The organism is Solidesulfovibrio sp. DCME (genome assembly GCF_049995385.1).
Taxonomy (GTDB): Bacteria; Desulfobacterota; Desulfovibrionia; order Desulfovibrionales; family Desulfovibrionaceae; genus Solidesulfovibrio.
The window spans coordinates 3871907-3887130 of the sequence record NZ_CP188261.1; the positions used below are offsets into that span (position 1 = coordinate 3871907).

Here is a 15224-nt window from a genome sequence, read left to right on the forward strand (position 1 = left end):
CCCCTTTCCCGCGACACGGCGCTGTGCTATCCTGGCGACAACGGGAGGAATCTATATGCACTACGGCGAGGATGTAAAGCAGGCGGTGGCCGCGGCCCTGGCCGTCCTCGGCGCGCCCGGGGAAGGCTGCGTGGGGGTCGTGACCGGCACAGGCCTGGGCGGCATCGCGGCCATGGTGGCCGAGGCCCGGGAGATGCCCACGGCCGAGCTGCCCGGCTTTCCCCGGGCCACGGCCCCGGGCCACGCCGGAAAACTCGTGGCCGGCAGCGTGGGCGAACGGCCGGTGCTGGTCCTGTGCGGCCGCCAGCACCTTTACGAAGGCTACGGCCCGCGCGAGGTGGCCTTCGGCGTCCGGCTGCTGGCCGGGCTTGGCGTCAAAACCCTCGTCCTCACCAACGCCGCCGGGGCGCTCGACCCCCATTTCACGGCCGGCGGGCTCATGCGCGTCACCGACCACATCAACCTGACCGGGCGCAACCCGCTGACCGGCCCCAACGACGACACGCTCGGCCCCCGTTTCCCGGACATGAGCCGGGCCTATTGCCCGCGCCTGGGGGCCATCGCCGACGCCGCGGCCCTGGCCTGCGGTCTCCGCCTGGAGCGCGGCGTCTACGCCGGGGTCGTGGGCCCGAGCCTGGAGACGCCGGCCGAGACGCGCATGCTGCGGCTTTTGGGCGCCGACGCCGTGGGCATGTCCACGGTGACCGAGGTCATCGCCGCCCGGCATCTGGGCCTTTCCGTCCTGGCCATCTCCTGCCTGACCAACGTCAACCTGCCGGACTGCATGGCCGAAACGACCCTCGAGGCGGTCCTCGAGACGGCCCGGCGGGCCGAGGCGGAACTGACCCGGCTTCTGGCCGCCGTCCTCCCGGCCTGCTGAGGCGGCGCCGGCGGGCGGCGCCTTCCCCGCAGGGCGCGGCCCCCGTCCCCGCGCCTGCCGACCGGCCGGGCTGCCCGCCCCCAGTGTCGCGTTCTCGAAATTCGTACATACGAGTCCCGAGAACAACATACTTAACTAATGGTTTTTTCTAAAAAATATGAACATATTTTTTAGCGAACGCCCCACTAGCCCATCTTGACCTTCTCCACGAAGCCGATGCCGGCCAGGTCGCGCACGCAGGTCACGGCCTCCAGGCACGACCAGTCGCAGCGCAGGGTGAAGCGGTAGGTGGACAGCCCCCCCTTGACCTTGCTGAGGCTCAGGTTCTCGACGCTCAAATCCCGGGAGCGGAAAAAGGCCAGCAACTGGTCCAGGCAGTCCCGGGCCTCCCGGCAGGTGACGGACAGCACCCGGTAGGCCTCGCGGCGGATGCGGCGCTGGAGGTGCTTGAGGATGGTCAGGGAGACCACGCCGAGCACGGTGCAGGCCACGGGGATGAGGATCATGCCGGCCCCGAGCGCCATGCCGACCCCGGCGTTGAACCACAGGGTCGCGGCCGTGGTCAGGCCCCGGATGCCGCCCTTGTCCTTGATGATCACGCCCGCGCCCAGAAACCCCACGCCCGTGACGATCTGCGCCCCGATGCGCGACGGGTCGAGGCCCACGGGAATGCCGCCCGGGTCCTCGCCCGCCAGGTAATAGAAGTACTTGGAGATAACCATCATGAGGGCCGAGCCCAGGCAGACCAGCAGGTTGGTGCGAAGTCCGGCGCTTATGCCGTGGCGTTCCCGTTCGTAGCCCAGGACCGAGCCGCACAACACCGCCAGGACCAGGCGCAGCAGCAGTTGCGCTTCATACGGATACTCGTTCATGGCCGTACCCCCGGTGGATCGGGTCGGCCGCGCCGGGCCACGCCCGGCGCCGACGCGCGCGGGCCTCTTGCCGGCTTTGCCCACGCGGCGGCATCAGGAAGGGGCGGGGACGGGGCGGCGCGGGCCGCCCTTTTCCAAGGCCTGTCCCATCCCGGCCGCCGCGTCAAGGGCTGGCCAGGCAACCCCGCGCCGCCTCAGGATGTTTTCCGGCCACTGCGGGGATCGGGCCGACGCAGCCGATCCGGGTCCACCGGGGCGACAGGCGGATAGATCGAGTTGGCCCGGGTCCACCAGCCGTCCACGGGCGCGGCGGTGAATTCCAGGCGCCCGATGAACTTGGCGCCCTTGTAGGCCAGGTCGTAGGGGCACACCAGGCGCAGCGGCGCGCCGTGGTCGATGGGCAAGGGCTCGCCGGCCAAGGTCAGGGCCAACAGGTAGGCCAGGTCGGGGTTGAGGAGATCAACCAGGGGCAGGCACTCGACATAATGGTCCAGGCCCCCGGGCCGGGAGCGGGTCCGGCCGAGGCTGTGAAAAATGACATAGCGGGCCTCGGGCGCCGGGCCGGCCAGGTCGGCCAGGGTTTTGAGGCGCAGGCCGCCCCAGGCCAGGTCGGCCACGGACCAGCCCTCGACACAATGGAAATCCGAAACCTGCCGCTCCTGGGGCAGGGCCACGAGCGCGGCGTAGTCCAGGCGCAACGGCCGGGCGACCAGCCCGTCCACGACCAGGGCATAGGGCGTGGCCGGGCCGTTGTCGTGGGTCACCACCCCCCTGGCCGGGTCGAAGCCGAAATCCTCGACCTCCACGGCGCGCACAGGGAAAAACGAGACGAACCGGGCCCAGGCCTCGCGGGCGAAACGGCCGCAAAGCGCCGTCCCGGCCACGATCACCAAAAACATCCTTCGCGTGATACCTGCCATGAGGAGACTCCTTCTCCCCATCCTTACACGATTCCCGTCCGTCGACGCAATCCCGCCCCTTCCCCCCAAAGGGGAGGGTCCGGGAGGGATTCAATCCCTCCCGGCCGCCGGAGGCATCTTTTCTCCCGCCTCCCGCTCGCCCGTCTCGGCATCACCCCTTGCCACGGCCACGGCGCCGCGGCGGCCGAGCTGGCGCAGGAAGGCGGCCACGGCCAGTTCGGCCTCGCGGGCATCCAGGCCGTAGCGCGCGGCCAGGGCGGCGGCGATGTCCCCGGCCGTGCGCCGGCCGTCGATGAGCCGCCACACGGTGGAGCCCATGGCGTCGAGTTCCACGGTCTTGCGCAGCACCCGGCCGTCCCACAGCCCCAACCGCCGGGCCAGGCCGGCCAGGGCCGGGCGCACGGCCACGGGCAGCGACAGCCGCACCAGCCCGGCGGCCGTTTCGTCGACGCCCACGTCGCGGCTGACCACCGGGCACAGGGCCAGGGCCTGGCGCCGGGACAGGCCGCCATCGGCCGGGGGGGCGGGCTTTTTAAAGGGAAACACAGGCCGCCGCCGTTCGGGAAAGCCAGTTGCGGTCCACGGGTGCCCGGGCGGTCAGGGCCGCGCCCAGGAGCTTGTTGACGTTTTTGTCGTGGCGAAGGACCGCCAGCCGCCCTTCCCGGCCCAGACGCCTAGCCAGGACGTCCACGAAGCCGCTGCCCTGGCGCCGGGCCAGCCAGACCGCCGGGCAGCCGCCCAGGCTTGCCTCTTCCAGCACCGTGGCCGTTTCGCAGCCAAACGTCCGGGCGGCCACCTGGCCAAGCCCCTCGCGAGCCAGGATGACCTCGGCCGGGGCCAGGCGCACCACATCCAACCGGCGGCCCTTGGCGGCGAAAGTGAGGCAAAACCGGCCCGGCTCGAATTCGAAAGCGGCCAGGGAAAAGCCGTCCGGCGCGACGAAAGACAGGCCGTAGAGGCGAAAGGCCGGCGGCCCGGGCTCGTGGTGCTGAAGGCTTGCCAGCACGGCGGCCACGGCGGCCAGGCGCGCCGCGTCCGGCCCGTCCTTGCCGCCGTAAGCCTGGAACACGGCGGCCAGGCCGCATTCGGGACAAAAAAGGGCCGCCCCCAGGCCCGTGTGGCCGTCGCGGCGCCAGGACAGGGGCATGAGCTCGAAGTCGGCCAGGGCGTCGCACCAGGACTCGGGCAACGTCGCGCCGGCCCTGGCCCGGCCCTTGGGGGTCAGGGCCGTGAGCGCCGCCTCCATGCCGTCGCGGCCGGCGCCCCGGCGCCATTTGCATTCGAAGGCCGGGCCGTCGGGGTCCTCGAAATAGAGGTAGCCCAGCCCCAGGCGGGCCGGGTGCCAATCGGCCGGAACGTTCAGGCGGACGCCATTCCAGGCCAGGGAAACGGTGGACGCGGTGTCGGTGTCGGGCATGGGGGCAGTCTAGGCCAGGGAGGGGGCGGGGACAAGACGGCCGCGCCACGGGACGCGACCCGAAGGCCATTGCCCGGCCTCGTGGCCCGGCGACGCGGGGCGGCGCCTCAGGGGCGCGGCCCGAGCAGGATGACGCCGCTGCCGGCCAGACACAGGGCCACGCCGGCCAGGTCGAAGCGGTCGGGCCGCTGGCCTTCGACCAGCCACAGCCAGGCCAGGGAGGCAAAAATGTAGATGCCGCCATAGGCGGCGAAGATGCGGCCGGCGGCGGCGGCTTCGACCCGGGTCAGCGCCCAGGCGAACACGAGCAGCGAGGCCAGGCCGGGCAGGGTCCACAGGGGGGAACGGCCAAGGCGCAGCCAGGCGTAAAAGGCGTAGCAGCCGCCGATTTCGGCAAGGGCGGCCAGGAGATACCAGGCAGTTGCGCGCAGCATGGTTCGATAATGCGGCAAGGGAGGGCGCCTGTCCAGCACCGGTCCGGAGGGGCCGGTGGGAAGCGGCGGGGAAGCGGTTCGGGCGGGGCGATGGGCGTGGTCCGGGCGCCATTGGCAGAGGCTGGGCCGGGGCGATAGTCGCGGGCTGACGGGCTTGGGCGGATTTTCATTCCTGAACGGCAACAAAACGTCAGGACTGTAAAGGGGTCTAAGCCACTACAAACGACAATTACGTCAATTATTACAAATTTGAAATGTTACAAATCAGCGGCCTTGGAGTATGGCATCCCTGGAAAAACAAAGAAAGCTGACATCGTTCGGCATGAAAAATACAATTTTGCATGCCTATGGCGACGCATACGACATTCTTGTTCGCAAGCACGCGGCCTACCGGGGCCGGCCGGCGGCCAAACCGAGGGATCAGCCATGATTTCAAGGGGAAAAAGCGCTGGCCCGGTCCCTGCATCACCCCGTCGACAAGGCGACGCAACACATTTCAAGCGGAGGGGAACCATGGTCACAGGAATCGATTCTTCATAGCCCGTCGGACCCATACGGCTTGTGCGGGAAACGCTGCCCCAAGGCCCTGGCGCATCCGCCCGGGAAAACCACGGACGTGGAGAAGAACATGAAAAAAGGCATCCATCTGTTGTTACTGGCCCTGCTGACCATCACACTGGCCATGCCGCTTACGGCCCTGGCCGACGACGCCCCGGCCCCGACCCCGGACCCCTCGGGCGCCTCCATCGGCACCGCCGCCGACATCGTCGGCATGTCCCCCGGCGCGCCCACCAAGGAAGACCTGGCCACCCTGTCCGAAAAGGAACCCCTGGCCGCCAAGGTGGCCGACGCGGTCGGCCACAACCGTATCTCCATCAACACGGTCTGGACGCTCGTTTGCGGCTTCCTGGTCATGTTCATGCAGGCCGGCTTCGCCCTGGCCGAGACGGGCTTTACCCGGGCCAAGAACGCCGGCCACACCATGGCCATGAACATGATGGTCTACGGCATCGGCATGCTCGGCTACTGGATCTGCGGCTTCGCCCTGCAGATGGGCGGCGTGGGCGGCGTGGCCAGCCTCGGCGGCGCCCAGGTGCTGGCCAATGAATTCAGCATCAACATCGGTGGCAACGACTTCGGCCTGTTCGGCACCACCGGCTTCTTCCTGTCCGGCGTGTCCTACGACGCGGTGGTGTTTACCCTGTTCCTGTTCCAGATGGTCTTCATGGACACCACGGCCACCATCCCCACCGGCACCATGGCCGAGCGCTGGACCTTCAAATCCTTCGTGGTCTACGCCTTCTTCATCTCCATGTTCGTCTATCCGCTCTACGCCAACTGGGTCTGGGGCGGCGGCTGGCTGTCCACGCTCGGCAAGTACTTCGCCCTGGGCCACGGCACGGTGGACTTCGCCGGCTCCTCGGTGGTGCACATGACCGGCGGCGTGGCCGCCCTGGCCGGCGGCCTGATCCTTGGGCCGCGCCTGGGCAAGTACAAGCCCGACGGCACCCCCAACGCCCTGCCCGGCCACCACATCCCCATGGCCGTTGCCGGCTGCTTCATCCTGGCCTTCGGCTGGTTCGGCTTCAACGCCGGCTCGTCCCTGGCCGGCACCGACCTGCGCATCGGCGTCATCGCCACCAACACCATGCTGGCCTCGGCCGCCGGCGCGTTCGCCTCGATGATGTACATGTGGACCTTCTACGGCAAGCCCGACATCTCCATGTCGGCCAACGGCCTGCTGGCCGGCCTGGTGGCCATCACCGCGCCGTGCGCCTTCGTCAACTCCGTCTCGGCCGTCATCATCGGCGCCATCGCCGGCGTGCTGCTGTGCGTCAGCGTCTTCTTCGTCGAACGCACCCTCAAGATCGACGACCCGGTGGGCGCCATCTCGGTCCACGGCGTCAACGGCGCCTTCGGCCTGCTTTCGGTGGGGCTTTTCGCCGATGGATCCTACGGCGATGCCTTAAACGGCGTGGAAGGCACGGTGAAGGGCCTTTTCTACGGCGACGGCGGCCAGCTCATGGCCCAGCTCATCGGCATCTGCACCAACTTTGTGTTTGTCTTCCTCGTGATGTATGTCTTCTTCAAGGTGCTCAACCTCATCACCCCGCTTCGCGTGAAGCCGGAGTACGAGCTTGAGGGCCTCGACCAGCACGAAGTGGCCGTGACCGCCTATCCGGAATTCGTCCTGCAGAAAACCCACCGGTAAGACACGGAGATCGCCATGAAAAAAATCGAAGCCATCATCAAGCCGTTCAAGCTCGACGAAGTGAAGGACGCCCTGGACAAGCTCGGCATCCACGGCCTGACCGTGACCGAAGTGCGCGGCTACGGCCGCCAGAAGGGCCACGTGGAAGCGTATCGTGGCGTGGAATACCAGGTGCAGTTCAATTCCAAGGTCAAGCTCGAGGTGGTCGTGCCCGACGACCTGGCCCAAAAGGCCGTGACCGCCATCCGCGAGACGGCCAATACCGGCAACATCGGCGACGGCAAGATCTTCATCTACGACCTGGCCGACGTGGTGCGCATCCGCACCGGCGAGACCGGCGACCAGGCCATCTGAGGGCTCGGTTGCCCCGTGCGGGGCGGGCGCGCGCCCGCCCCGCCCCACCGACACCGGGGAGAGCGCGTTACGGCGCTCTCCCCGGTGTTCGCTTTTTGCGAGGGGGAGCCCAGTTTTTCGAACAATGCGTTCCGGCGCTCCCCGGCCGTGGCGTTTTGGGCGCCGCCGGCCACGGATTTGACTTAGGTCATGTTCCCGCCGGCCCGGGCGAGGCAGGTTCGGTGCCGGAGGAAACGACCATGCCCCGACCCGAAGGCCCCCTGGCCCCGCCCCTTTCCCTGTCCGACGCGGACATCCTCGACGCCATGCGCCAAGCCGGCGTCTACCTGGACATCGCCCCGGCCGACGCCCTGGCCCTGTACCGGCGGGCCTACGCACACGCGGCGGCCCGCCTGGCCCGGGACATGCCCGTGGCGGCCATCATGACCGAGGCCGTGATCGTGATCGACCCGCGGGCAGACGCCCTGACGGCGGCGCGCCGCATGGCCGAGGCCGGCGTGTCCGGCCTGCCCGTGGTGGAAGGCCAAACGGTGGTGGGCGTGCTGTCCGTGCGCGACCTGCTCCGCCACCTGCGCCTGCCCATGGACGCCGGCGTGGCGGCCGTGGCGGCCCGGCTGCTGGACCCGGCGGCCTGTTTGGCCCCGACGCCCGATGCCGACGCCGGCCGAACGCCCGTCGCGTCCCTCATGACCAGCCCGGCGCTGGTCATTAGCCGCGAGGCCAGCCGACTGGAGGCGGCCCGGCGCATGACCGAACGCCGGGTCAACCGGCTGCCCGTGGTGGACGCCGGCCGGCTGTGCGGCATCGTCAGCCGCGGCGACGTGGTGCGCTCCTGCCGGGGCATGGGAGGAGGCTGCGGGCTATGAACCTATTGGGTAAAATGGGCGGCGGCGGCGCCAGTCCGCCCCGGGTGGGGCTGGCCGAAATCGCCTGGTCGTTTATCGGGGCCACTGTGGGCATCGGCCTGGTGGCCTGGCTGCACGAGGACGTGGTCGGCCCGGCCGGGCTGCCGTTTCTCATCGGCTCCTTCGGGGCCTCGGCCGTGCTGCTCTACGGCGCGCCGGCAAGCCCCCTGGCCCAGCCGCGAAACGTGCTGGGCGGCCATTTCCTGTCGGCGCTCGTGGGCGTGGCCGCGCGGTCGCTCCTGCCCGGGCCGGGCTGGCTCGTCTGCGCCCTGGCCGTGGCCGTGGCCATTGCGCTGATGCACGCAACCGGCACCCTCCATCCGCCCGGCGGGGCCACGGCGCTGATCGCCGTCACCGGCGGCCCGGGCATCATTGCCCTGGGCTACCTCTTCGCCCTGGTTCCGGCCCTGTCCGGCGCGGCCGTGATGCTGGCCGTGGCCCTTTTGGCCAACAACCTGGCCCCCCGGCGGCGCTATCCCCAATACTGGCGCTAAGGCGCGGCTCCCGTGAAGGACGGCCGGCGTGTTTCGCGCGCGGACCGGAGCCGCGACTGCCCGTGGCTCCGGGAATCGCCTCCCGGCCGTTTCGTCGGCGGCGGCGGTTTGCTCGCCCGGGGATGATTCAGACGAAAATGTCGATGGACGACGTTGGCAGCGTTTGCGCGCCCGCGGCATCGGCCGTGTCTTGCGGCGCGGGAACGGTTGCTGTCGCCCCTTCGGGAACCGCGGCGGACACGGCGGCAGTGGCGGAAGCCTGCGCCGCCACGGTTTGCTCGCCGGAAACCGGCGCCGCGCCGGCATCGCCGCCGCCGGCCCGAGACGCGTCGGCCGCCTGCCCGGCGTCGTCGTTTTGGGCGGCCGCTTGCCCGGCGTCGCCATCCCGGGACGCTTCCCGACCGGATTCGCCTTCAGCGGTCTGACTCTGGGCCTCGGCGGCCTTCCGGTCGATGTCCTCTCGCATGTCCTGGAGATTTTGCGCATTGGATTGCGTGGAATCCTTGAGCGCCTTCGCCTGTGCCATCTGGTCATCGCCGTACCAGAACGCCGCATCCGTCACGGATTCTGGCAGGATGCTCGCAAGAACGTCCAGCATGCTGCTGGCGTCCATTTGCCTGTCGATGGCAAGCGCGTTTTTCGTCGCGGCAATATACTGCGATTCGTTGTGTCCCGTATGCACGAAATTGCCGGACAGCACATTCGAAGCGGGGGTTTTGCTCGAAGCGAGCGAGGCGGCCGAAAGACCTGACGCCGAGGTTTGGGCGGAATTCTGCGTGGTGGCGGTCGCTGTCTGCCTGGGGTCCTGCTGCAACGCCCGGGACAGATTCAACACCTCGCCGCCGCCTACGGGAAAGGTCGTTGCGTCCACCATGTCGCCCCTCCTTTTTCCTGCAAGTGTGTCGTCTCTGCCTATATCGGTTATAATGGCAACAACTTTAGGGCACGCATATCCATCTCTCTTTTTTCCATAAGTGAACTGACGCCTCACGGAAAGCGCAATGCCGGCATCACGATGCGCGGCCGCCAAGGAACTCGGCGGACAGCTCCAGCACCATCTTGAGGCTCTCGCGCGGCACGGTGTAGCGGGCATCGGGCACGCGCGCGACGATGCGGAAGCCGGCTTTCTCGTAAAGTCGCCGCGAGGCCGGCAGCCCGTCCACGGTCCACAGGAACACCCGGCCAAAGCCGCGTTCCCGGCACCAGGCCAGGGCCCGGTCGAGGAGCGCCTTGCCCAGGCCCCGGCCGTGCCAGTCCGGGTCCACGATGAAAAACCGCAACTGCGCGCCGTCGGGCTGCCGCAAACGGCCGAGGATGGCCACCGACCCGACCAGCCGGTCGCCGGCATAGGCCCCGAGCATGAGGTCGCAAGCCGGATCGTAGCCCTCGATGAAGGCGCACATGTCGCGGGTGGCCAGGATCTCGAAGGGGGCGCCCGCGCCCCAGGCCTTGGCGTAATAGCGGCCATGCAGCTCGCCCACCCGGCCAACCACTCCCGGTTCGTAGCCGCAGCGGATGGCCACGTCGCCTCCAGCCGTCCGTTTCGCGCCGATTTCCGCCGACATCACCGTTCCTCCCCAAGGGGGCTCGCCCCCTGCCACAGGTGTTCGAAGGCCAGGCCCAGCATGGAGGCCACGCCCCGGTTGTGGATGACCACCGCCGTGAAGCGCGGCGCGCCGCCGGCCGGGTCCTGCATGGAGAGCAGCACCACCTCGTCGTCGAAAATCTGCATCTTGAGCGGCAGCGCCGGCACGCGGCGCACAGTAAGGCCCAGGGGCCGCAGTTCGCCCAAAAACGCCGCCAGCGCCCGATCGGCCAGCACGCCGTCGTCGCACAAGGCCCGATAGGACAGCCCACGGCCAAGCGGCACGCGCATGAAGGCCCGGTTTTGTTCCAACGAGAGAATCATGGGCGGCGTGATGGCCGAGGCCACGCTGACCTTCGCCCCCTCGGCCAAAGCCAGGGCCCGGCCGGCGATGCGCCTGGGGCCGGAGAGCACCTCCACATAGGCCAACGGATCGGTCTCGCCCCGGCCGGCGGCGAAGAGCGGCCCCAGGCTGTCGGCCAGCCGGCGGGCCAGGGCAAGGCCGGCCTCGCCCTGCCTGACCAGGGCCGCCTCGCGCTCCCGGGCCAAAAGCTCCAGGGCTGTGGCCGGGTCCACGGCGGCAAAGGCCCTGGGCGCGCCGTCCCGGGCCAGGCACAGCCCCTTGGCCGCGAGGCTGCCCAGCACGTCGTAGACCCGCTGCCGGGGAATGGCCGCCCGGGCGGCCACGTCGGCCGAGGTCAGCTCCGCCCGTTCGAGCAGGGCCAGATAGGCCGCGGCCTCGTAGGACGTCAGGCCAAGCCCGGTCAGTTCCTGCGCATCGATCATATGGCACCACCCTTCAGTGGTGTCGAAGCTAGCACCACTTGAAAGTGGTGTCAATAACCCGGCTGACCGGCAAAAGGGTTGCCTCGCCGCCCCAGGCACACTATGCCCGTGCAGGCGCGAAGCCCCCGGACGGCCGCCCGCCTCGGCCCTCCCCCTTCGCCGGATCACACACACAGCACCTCGGACACCCCATGGATTTCGCCTCGCCGGCCCAGCTTCTCGGCTACCTGGCCTTCGTCCTCGGCATCGCCGCCTTCGCCCAACGCATCGACTGGCGGCTGAAGTTCCTGGTGGCCAGCGAATGCCTCGTCTACACGGCCCATTTTTTCCTGCTCGGCAACAACGCGGCGGCGGTGAGCGCCCTGCTGGCGGCCGTGCGCACCTTTACCTCGCTTCGGACCCGCTCGCCCTGGGTGGCGGGTTTTTTTCTGGCCGCGAACCTCGCCCTCGGCATCGCCGTGGCCGCGTCCTGGACGGCGGCCTTTCCCATCGCGGCCGGGCTTTCCGGGACGGTGGCCGTGTTTTTCCTGCGCGGGATCGGGCTGCGGCTGCTGCTTTTTTGCGCCACGCTGTGCTGGCTGGCCAACAACGTACTGTCGGGCTCCATCGGCGGCACCTTGCTGGAGACATGCGTCGCCCTGGTCAACGGCGCGACCATGTGGCGGCTGTGGCGGTCGGGAAGGGTTCGGTAACAGGCGGCCCGGCGGCTAGAGCACCGGGTCCATGGGCAGAATGAAAAAGAAGTTGTTGCCAAGCGACGTGGCTTCGTAGCCTTCCACGCCGCCGTGCAGGCGCACCACCTCGCGGATGAAATAGAGGCCGTGGCCGGTGCCGTACTCGCCCGAGGCGTTCTCGCCGCGCACGCCCTCCTCGAAGAGGTGGGCGGCGGTTTCCGGCGGGATGGGCGGGCCGGAGGTGAAGACGTTGAGCTTGATGCCGTCGCGGCCGGGGCCGAAATAGTTTTCCTTGCGCTCCCAGCCAAAAGAGATGAACCGCCGCTTGCGCCCCGACGGCTCGGTCACCTCGCGGGTGTATTTGACGGCGTTGGAAAACAGGTTGGCGTAGACCTGGCTGACCAGGCCGATGTCCACCACCACCTCGATTTCCTGGTCCGGCACGCCGCCAAGGGAGGTGTCGATCTCGATGCCGCGCTCCTCGAACCGGGGCCGGTAGCGCTCGAGCTGCAGGTCGATGACCTGCTTTTTGAAGTTGCAGTTGCGCTTCTCGAGCACATAGCGCCCCTCCTCGAAGTGGGAACGGCGCAGGAGCGTTTCCAGAAACAGGCTCGTCTGCTCGTAATGGGTCAGGATCTGGCGGTACTGGTCCATGAGGCCTTCGTGGATGTAGCCGAGGTCGCGCAGGAGCTTGTCGTGGGCTTCGGACACGGGGTTGCCCGGGCCGGCCTCGGCCTCGAAGGACTGCTTGAGCTTCCATTCAAAAAATTTCAGCAGGTCGATCTTGGAACGCAGGCGCTTGTAATAGAGCTTGAAATAGATGTTGGGCACGATGACGTTGTGCCCGATGTCCTTGACCAGGCTGCGGATGAACTGCAGGTGCTCCTTGTTCTTGTTGGCCAGGATGCGGTTGTGCAGCTGGTAGCCGAAACGGTTGGCGTAACGCTCGAAAAACAGCCTATCGTGCTCGGAGAGCTTGTCGATGGGAAAGATCTCGAGCATGCCGAAAACGTCCTCCCGGGGCGTGAACGGCAGCTGGGAGATCAGTTCATGGTTGCCCTTGATGGGGATTAACAGCCGGCCCTCGCGTTCCACGGTCTTCTGGGGAAAGGGCAGATCGGCCAGTTCGCCGGCGTCGGCCTCCAGGCACTGGTAGGCGCAGCGCCGGATACTGCCGCTTTTGTTGTCAAGGACGTAGAGGTTGCAGTCGATGTCGAAAAACATCTTGGGGATGAGCAGGCAGACGGCGTACAGATGCTCCAGGGTGGGGAACTCCTGGGCCAAGTCGAAAAAGATGTTGAGCGAGATGCTTTGCAGCGTGGTGAAGCTGTAGGCCTCGTAGTCGTCCATTTTCTGATGGACACGGCGGGCCACCGCCTCCAATACGTGCCGGTCGAGCACGGAAGGATCATCGGACGCGCCAAGGCTTAAGACCCGAAGCGTCTCGGAGACGTCCCTGGCGCTTTGCATGCGAGGCCTCCCGGATGCGATTTCCCCATCCATACCCGCGATATCCGGCGAAGACAATATGCGCGTTCTAACCGATGCGGATTTCGACCGGGCCCGGTCCGAAGCCCTTGAGTTCGCGCAGCATGCCCCGGATGCCCGAGGACAGGATGCGCTCGACGAAGGGGTTGACCGTGAGCTGGCGGCCGCCGACATGGACGGTCAGGGCGACGGTGGTGGTGGCGCAGTCGCCGGGCGTGGCCTGGCCGGCCAGGATCTCGGCGGCCAGGGCGCCGCAGCTGTCCCGGCCGCAAGCGGCGCAGTCGAGCCCCGGCAGGGTGAATCCCCGGGCCAGCACCGCCTCGGCCACGGCCTCCACGGTCTCGAAATGGGGCAGCCCCGGAACGCGCACCGCCCCGAAAACCCCCAGGACCAGCCCCGGATCGGACAGCTCGTCCGCCTCGGCCGGATCGCGCAGCACCAGCACCCTGGGGCAGACGGCGTGTTCGCGCCCTCCTTCCATGACCAGCACCTCGCCCTCGAGCATGGCGATCAGGTCCGAAAGCTTGCGGGGGTCGTTCCAGAACAGCGCGCTTTCCTTGCCGGCAATGGCGCCCACGGTGCGGCAATGGCGCAGGAAACGGTCGGTATCCGTGTCCTCCTTGTCGATGTTGGGGTTGTGCGTGCACTTGAGCGCACAGGGCTCGATACCCCGTCCGGCGAAATGCCCCACCAGGGCCTCGCACAGGGCCGTCTTGCCGGATTTCTTGAAACCGAGAACCTGTACGCCCTTCATGTCCGTTCCTCCTGGTCCCTGCCCGCTGGGGCGGGAAAATCGGTTTGTCCGTGCCGTTCCCCGCTGGCCGGCGTGGCCAGGCGGCCCTCGCGCAGCCAGAGGATGTCGTCGCTGATGGCCCGCAGCCACTGCTGGTCGTGGCCGCTGATCACCAGGCTCGTGCCGTGCTCCCGGCGTGCCGTCACCACGGCCCGGCGGACCAGTTCGGCGCTGTCGCGGTCGAGGTTGGCCGTGGGCTCGTCGAGCAGCAGCACTTTCGGCCGCAGGGCCAGCCTGGCGGCCAGGGCCACCCGCTTGACCTCGCCCCCGGAGAGCTGTCGCCAGGAGCGGGAAGCGAACCGGCCCGGGTCCAGGCCGACCAGAGCCAGGGCCTCGTCCACGCGCTCCCGTATATCCCGGGCGCGGCGCACGGCCAAGCCATAGCCCACGTTGGCCCGCACCGAACGCTTGAGCAGGTAGGGCTCCTGGGGAAAGTAGGTGACCTCGCCGCGCAGCTCGTATTCCCGGCCAAGGGTCGGCTGGCCCAGGTAACGCACTTCGCCCGCGGCCGGCGGCTCTAGGAAGGCCAGCAGCCGCAACAGCGTGCTCTTGCCGCCGCCGTTGGGCCCGGCCAGGCCCAGGATCGCCCCGGCCGGGATGGCCAGGCTGTCGATGGACAGGACCAGGCGGCCGGCGTAGCGCTGGACGACGCCGGACAGTTCGTACAGGGCGCTCATGCGGCCGACCGTCCCCGGCAGGCGGCTGCGACCAGATTGACGGCGAAGGCGATGACCATGAGCACGATGCCCAAGGCAATGCCCGTGGCGAACTCGCCCTTGCCGGTCTCCAGGGCGATGGCTGTGGTGATGGTGCGGGTGTCCCATTTGATGTTGCCGCCAAGCATCATGGAAATGCCGATTTCCGAGACGATACGGCCGAAGGCGGCCGTGGCGGCCAGCAGCATGCCGAAACGGGCCTCGGTGACCGTGGTCCAGAAGACGTGGCGCGGCCGGGCGCCGAGGGTGAGCAACGTCGGGCGCAGGCGCGGGTCCAGGTTTTCCACGGCCTGGGCGGTCAGGGCGATGACGATGGGCAGGCCCAGGATGGTCAGGCCCACGGCCATGCCCGGCACGGTAAACAAAAGCCCCCACTCGCCCAGGGGGCCGCGCCGGGAAATGAAGGCGTAGACCACGAGGCCGATGACCACCGTGGGAAAGGACAAAAAAGTCTCGACCACAAGCCTGGCCGCCCGCTTGCCCGGGAACTCGGCGTAGCCGAGGAGAAAGCCGGCCGGTGCGCCCACGAGCAAGGTGGCGGCCATGGCCTCGAAGGTGACGACGAGGGTGGTCCAGACGGCGGAAAACGTTTCCGGGTCGCCGCCCCACAGCAGCTCCAAGGCCCGCCGCAGTCCGTCCAGGATGTAGTTCATGGCGTATGGCCTTGGGCGGCCGAAGCGCCGGTGGCGCCCCG

General features: G+C 68.5%; 18 protein-coding genes. 6 read left to right on the plus strand and 12 right to left on the minus strand.

The features are described from left to right. Positions 1-55: 55 nt before the first annotated feature. Positions 56-880, plus strand: a complete 825-nt coding sequence (locus ACP59X_RS17020; protein ID WP_428560631.1) for a purine-nucleoside phosphorylase — start codon at positions 56-58, stop codon at positions 878-880. 185 nt (positions 881-1065) lie between these two features. Here ACP59X_RS17020 and ACP59X_RS17025 read toward each other — a convergent pair whose 3' ends face one another. The 5 genes from ACP59X_RS17025 to ACP59X_RS17045 all read right to left on the minus strand — a co-directional run bounded on the left by ACP59X_RS17025 (position 1066) and on the right by ACP59X_RS17045 (position 4541). Next, positions 1066-1752 (minus strand): MgtC/SapB family protein, encoded by a 687-nt coding sequence (locus tag ACP59X_RS17025; protein ID WP_428560633.1) that lies wholly within the window; start codon positions 1750-1752, stop codon positions 1066-1068. A 194-nt stretch (positions 1753-1946) separates the two neighbouring features. Continuing rightward, entirely contained in the window at positions 1947-2693 is a 747-nt protein-coding gene (locus tag ACP59X_RS17030; protein WP_428560636.1) for a molybdopterin-dependent oxidoreductase, read from the minus strand. Positions 2694-2762: 69 nt separating this feature from the next. Continuing rightward, a complete protein-coding gene (locus ACP59X_RS17035; RefSeq protein WP_428560638.1) occupies positions 2763-3218 on the minus strand; it encodes a PqqD family protein in 456 nt (151 codons plus the stop codon). After that, entirely contained in the window at positions 3205-4089 is an 885-nt protein-coding gene (locus ACP59X_RS17040) for a hypothetical protein (RefSeq protein WP_428560640.1), read from the minus strand. Before ACP59X_RS17040 ends, ACP59X_RS17035 begins: the two co-directional genes overlap by 14 nt. A 107-nt stretch (positions 4090-4196) precedes the next feature. Continuing rightward, complete coding sequence (locus tag ACP59X_RS17045; RefSeq protein WP_428560642.1) at positions 4197-4541, minus strand: YnfA family protein; 345 nt, start codon at positions 4539-4541, stop codon at positions 4197-4199. A gap of 610 nt (positions 4542-5151) precedes the next feature. On the opposite strand from ACP59X_RS17045, the gene ACP59X_RS17050 reads away from it, so the two are divergent. The 4 genes from ACP59X_RS17050 (at position 5152) to ACP59X_RS17065 (ending at position 8488) form a co-directional block, all read left to right on the plus strand. Continuing rightward, the gene (locus ACP59X_RS17050) at positions 5152-6735 is read left to right on the plus strand and encodes an ammonium transporter (RefSeq protein ID WP_428560644.1); all 1584 of its coding nucleotides are present in this window, start codon (positions 5152-5154) and stop codon (positions 6733-6735) included. Between the two features lie 15 nt (positions 6736-6750). Beyond that, on the plus strand, positions 6751-7089 hold the full coding sequence (locus ACP59X_RS17055) for a P-II family nitrogen regulator (protein ID WP_428560646.1): 339 nt from the start codon (positions 6751-6753) through the stop codon (positions 7087-7089). Between the two features lie 239 nt (positions 7090-7328). Then, the gene (locus tag ACP59X_RS17060) at positions 7329-7955 is read left to right on the plus strand and encodes a CBS domain-containing protein (protein WP_428560649.1); all 627 of its coding nucleotides are present in this window, start codon (positions 7329-7331) and stop codon (positions 7953-7955) included. After that, positions 7952-8488 (plus strand): HPP family protein, encoded by a 537-nt coding sequence (locus tag ACP59X_RS17065; RefSeq protein WP_428560651.1) that lies wholly within the window; start codon positions 7952-7954, stop codon positions 8486-8488. Before ACP59X_RS17060 ends, ACP59X_RS17065 begins: the two co-directional genes overlap by 4 nt. A 127-nt stretch (positions 8489-8615) precedes the next feature. On the opposite strand, the gene ACP59X_RS17070 is transcribed toward ACP59X_RS17065, so the two are convergent. From ACP59X_RS17070 to ACP59X_RS17080, 3 genes are all read right to left on the minus strand, one after another. Next, the gene (locus ACP59X_RS17070) at positions 8616-9362 is read right to left on the minus strand and encodes a hypothetical protein (protein ID WP_428560654.1); all 747 of its coding nucleotides are present in this window, start codon (positions 9360-9362) and stop codon (positions 8616-8618) included. A 136-nt stretch (positions 9363-9498) separates the two neighbouring features. Then, the gene (locus tag ACP59X_RS17075) at positions 9499-10053 is read right to left on the minus strand and encodes a GNAT family N-acetyltransferase (RefSeq protein WP_428560656.1); all 555 of its coding nucleotides are present in this window, start codon (positions 10051-10053) and stop codon (positions 9499-9501) included. Continuing rightward, positions 10053-10859: a TrmB family transcriptional regulator gene (locus ACP59X_RS17080; protein ID WP_428560658.1), complete on the minus strand. Its 807-nt coding sequence runs from the start codon at positions 10857-10859 to the stop codon at positions 10053-10055. Before ACP59X_RS17080 ends, ACP59X_RS17075 begins: the two co-directional genes overlap by 1 nt. Before the next feature lie 191 nt (positions 10860-11050). Here ACP59X_RS17080 and ACP59X_RS17085 point away from each other — a divergent pair, with 191 nt between their 5' ends. Further along, positions 11051-11551: a YgjV family protein gene (locus ACP59X_RS17085; RefSeq protein WP_428560660.1), complete on the plus strand. Its 501-nt coding sequence runs from the start codon at positions 11051-11053 to the stop codon at positions 11549-11551. Between the two features lie 15 nt (positions 11552-11566). Here ACP59X_RS17085 and ACP59X_RS17090 read toward each other — a convergent pair whose 3' ends face one another. The 4 genes from ACP59X_RS17090 to ACP59X_RS17105 all read right to left on the minus strand — a co-directional run bounded on the left by ACP59X_RS17090 (position 11567) and on the right by ACP59X_RS17105 (position 15183). Then, complete coding sequence (locus ACP59X_RS17090) at positions 11567-13003, minus strand: sensor histidine kinase (protein ID WP_428560662.1); 1437 nt, start codon at positions 13001-13003, stop codon at positions 11567-11569. A gap of 67 nt (positions 13004-13070) precedes the next feature. Further along, on the minus strand, positions 13071-13775 hold the full coding sequence (locus ACP59X_RS17095; protein WP_428560664.1) for a molybdopterin-guanine dinucleotide biosynthesis protein MobB: 705 nt from the start codon (positions 13773-13775) through the stop codon (positions 13071-13073). Next, positions 13772-14491 carry an ABC transporter ATP-binding protein gene (locus ACP59X_RS17100; protein WP_428560666.1) on the minus strand — a complete coding sequence of 240 codons (720 nt, stop codon included), beginning with the start codon at positions 14489-14491 and terminating at the stop codon, positions 13772-13774. Before ACP59X_RS17100 ends, ACP59X_RS17095 begins: the two co-directional genes overlap by 4 nt. Then, positions 14488-15183, minus strand: a complete 696-nt coding sequence (locus ACP59X_RS17105; RefSeq protein ID WP_428560668.1) for an ABC transporter permease — start codon at positions 15181-15183, stop codon at positions 14488-14490. The genes ACP59X_RS17100 and ACP59X_RS17105 overlap by 4 nt, the downstream gene beginning before the upstream one ends. Between the last annotated feature and the right edge of the window lie 41 nt (positions 15184-15224).

Coding starts and splice junctions, on each gene's coding strand:
- ACP59X_RS17020 (WP_428560631.1), top strand. CDS start 56: ATGCACTACGGCGAGGATGTAAAGCAGGCGGTGGCCGCGGCCCTGGCC.
- ACP59X_RS17025 (WP_428560633.1), bottom strand. CDS start 1,752: ATGAACGAGTATCCGTATGAAGCGCAACTGCTGCTGCGCCTGGTCCTG.
- ACP59X_RS17030 (WP_428560636.1), bottom strand. CDS start 2,693: ATGGGGAGAAGGAGTCTCCTCATGGCAGGTATCACGCGAAGGATGTTT.
- ACP59X_RS17040 (WP_428560640.1), bottom strand. CDS start 4,089: ATGCCCGACACCGACACCGCGTCCACCGTTTCCCTGGCCTGGAATGGC.
- ACP59X_RS17050 (WP_428560644.1), top strand. CDS start 5,152: ATGAAAAAAGGCATCCATCTGTTGTTACTGGCCCTGCTGACCATCACA.
- ACP59X_RS17055 (WP_428560646.1), top strand. CDS start 6,751: ATGAAAAAAATCGAAGCCATCATCAAGCCGTTCAAGCTCGACGAAGTG.
- ACP59X_RS17060 (WP_428560649.1), top strand. CDS start 7,329: ATGCCCCGACCCGAAGGCCCCCTGGCCCCGCCCCTTTCCCTGTCCGAC.
- ACP59X_RS17065 (WP_428560651.1), top strand. CDS start 7,952: ATGAACCTATTGGGTAAAATGGGCGGCGGCGGCGCCAGTCCGCCCCGG.
- ACP59X_RS17070 (WP_428560654.1), bottom strand. CDS start 9,362: ATGGTGGACGCAACGACCTTTCCCGTAGGCGGCGGCGAGGTGTTGAAT.
- ACP59X_RS17075 (WP_428560656.1), bottom strand. CDS start 10,053: ATGTCGGCGGAAATCGGCGCGAAACGGACGGCTGGAGGCGACGTGGCC.
- ACP59X_RS17080 (WP_428560658.1), bottom strand. CDS start 10,859: ATGATCGATGCGCAGGAACTGACCGGGCTTGGCCTGACGTCCTACGAG.
- ACP59X_RS17085 (WP_428560660.1), top strand. CDS start 11,051: ATGGATTTCGCCTCGCCGGCCCAGCTTCTCGGCTACCTGGCCTTCGTC.
- ACP59X_RS17090 (WP_428560662.1), bottom strand. CDS start 13,003: ATGCAAAGCGCCAGGGACGTCTCCGAGACGCTTCGGGTCTTAAGCCTT.
- ACP59X_RS17095 (WP_428560664.1), bottom strand. CDS start 13,775: ATGAAGGGCGTACAGGTTCTCGGTTTCAAGAAATCCGGCAAGACGGCC.
- ACP59X_RS17100 (WP_428560666.1), bottom strand. CDS start 14,491: ATGAGCGCCCTGTACGAACTGTCCGGCGTCGTCCAGCGCTACGCCGGC.
- ACP59X_RS17105 (WP_428560668.1), bottom strand. CDS start 15,183: ATGAACTACATCCTGGACGGACTGCGGCGGGCCTTGGAGCTGCTGTGG.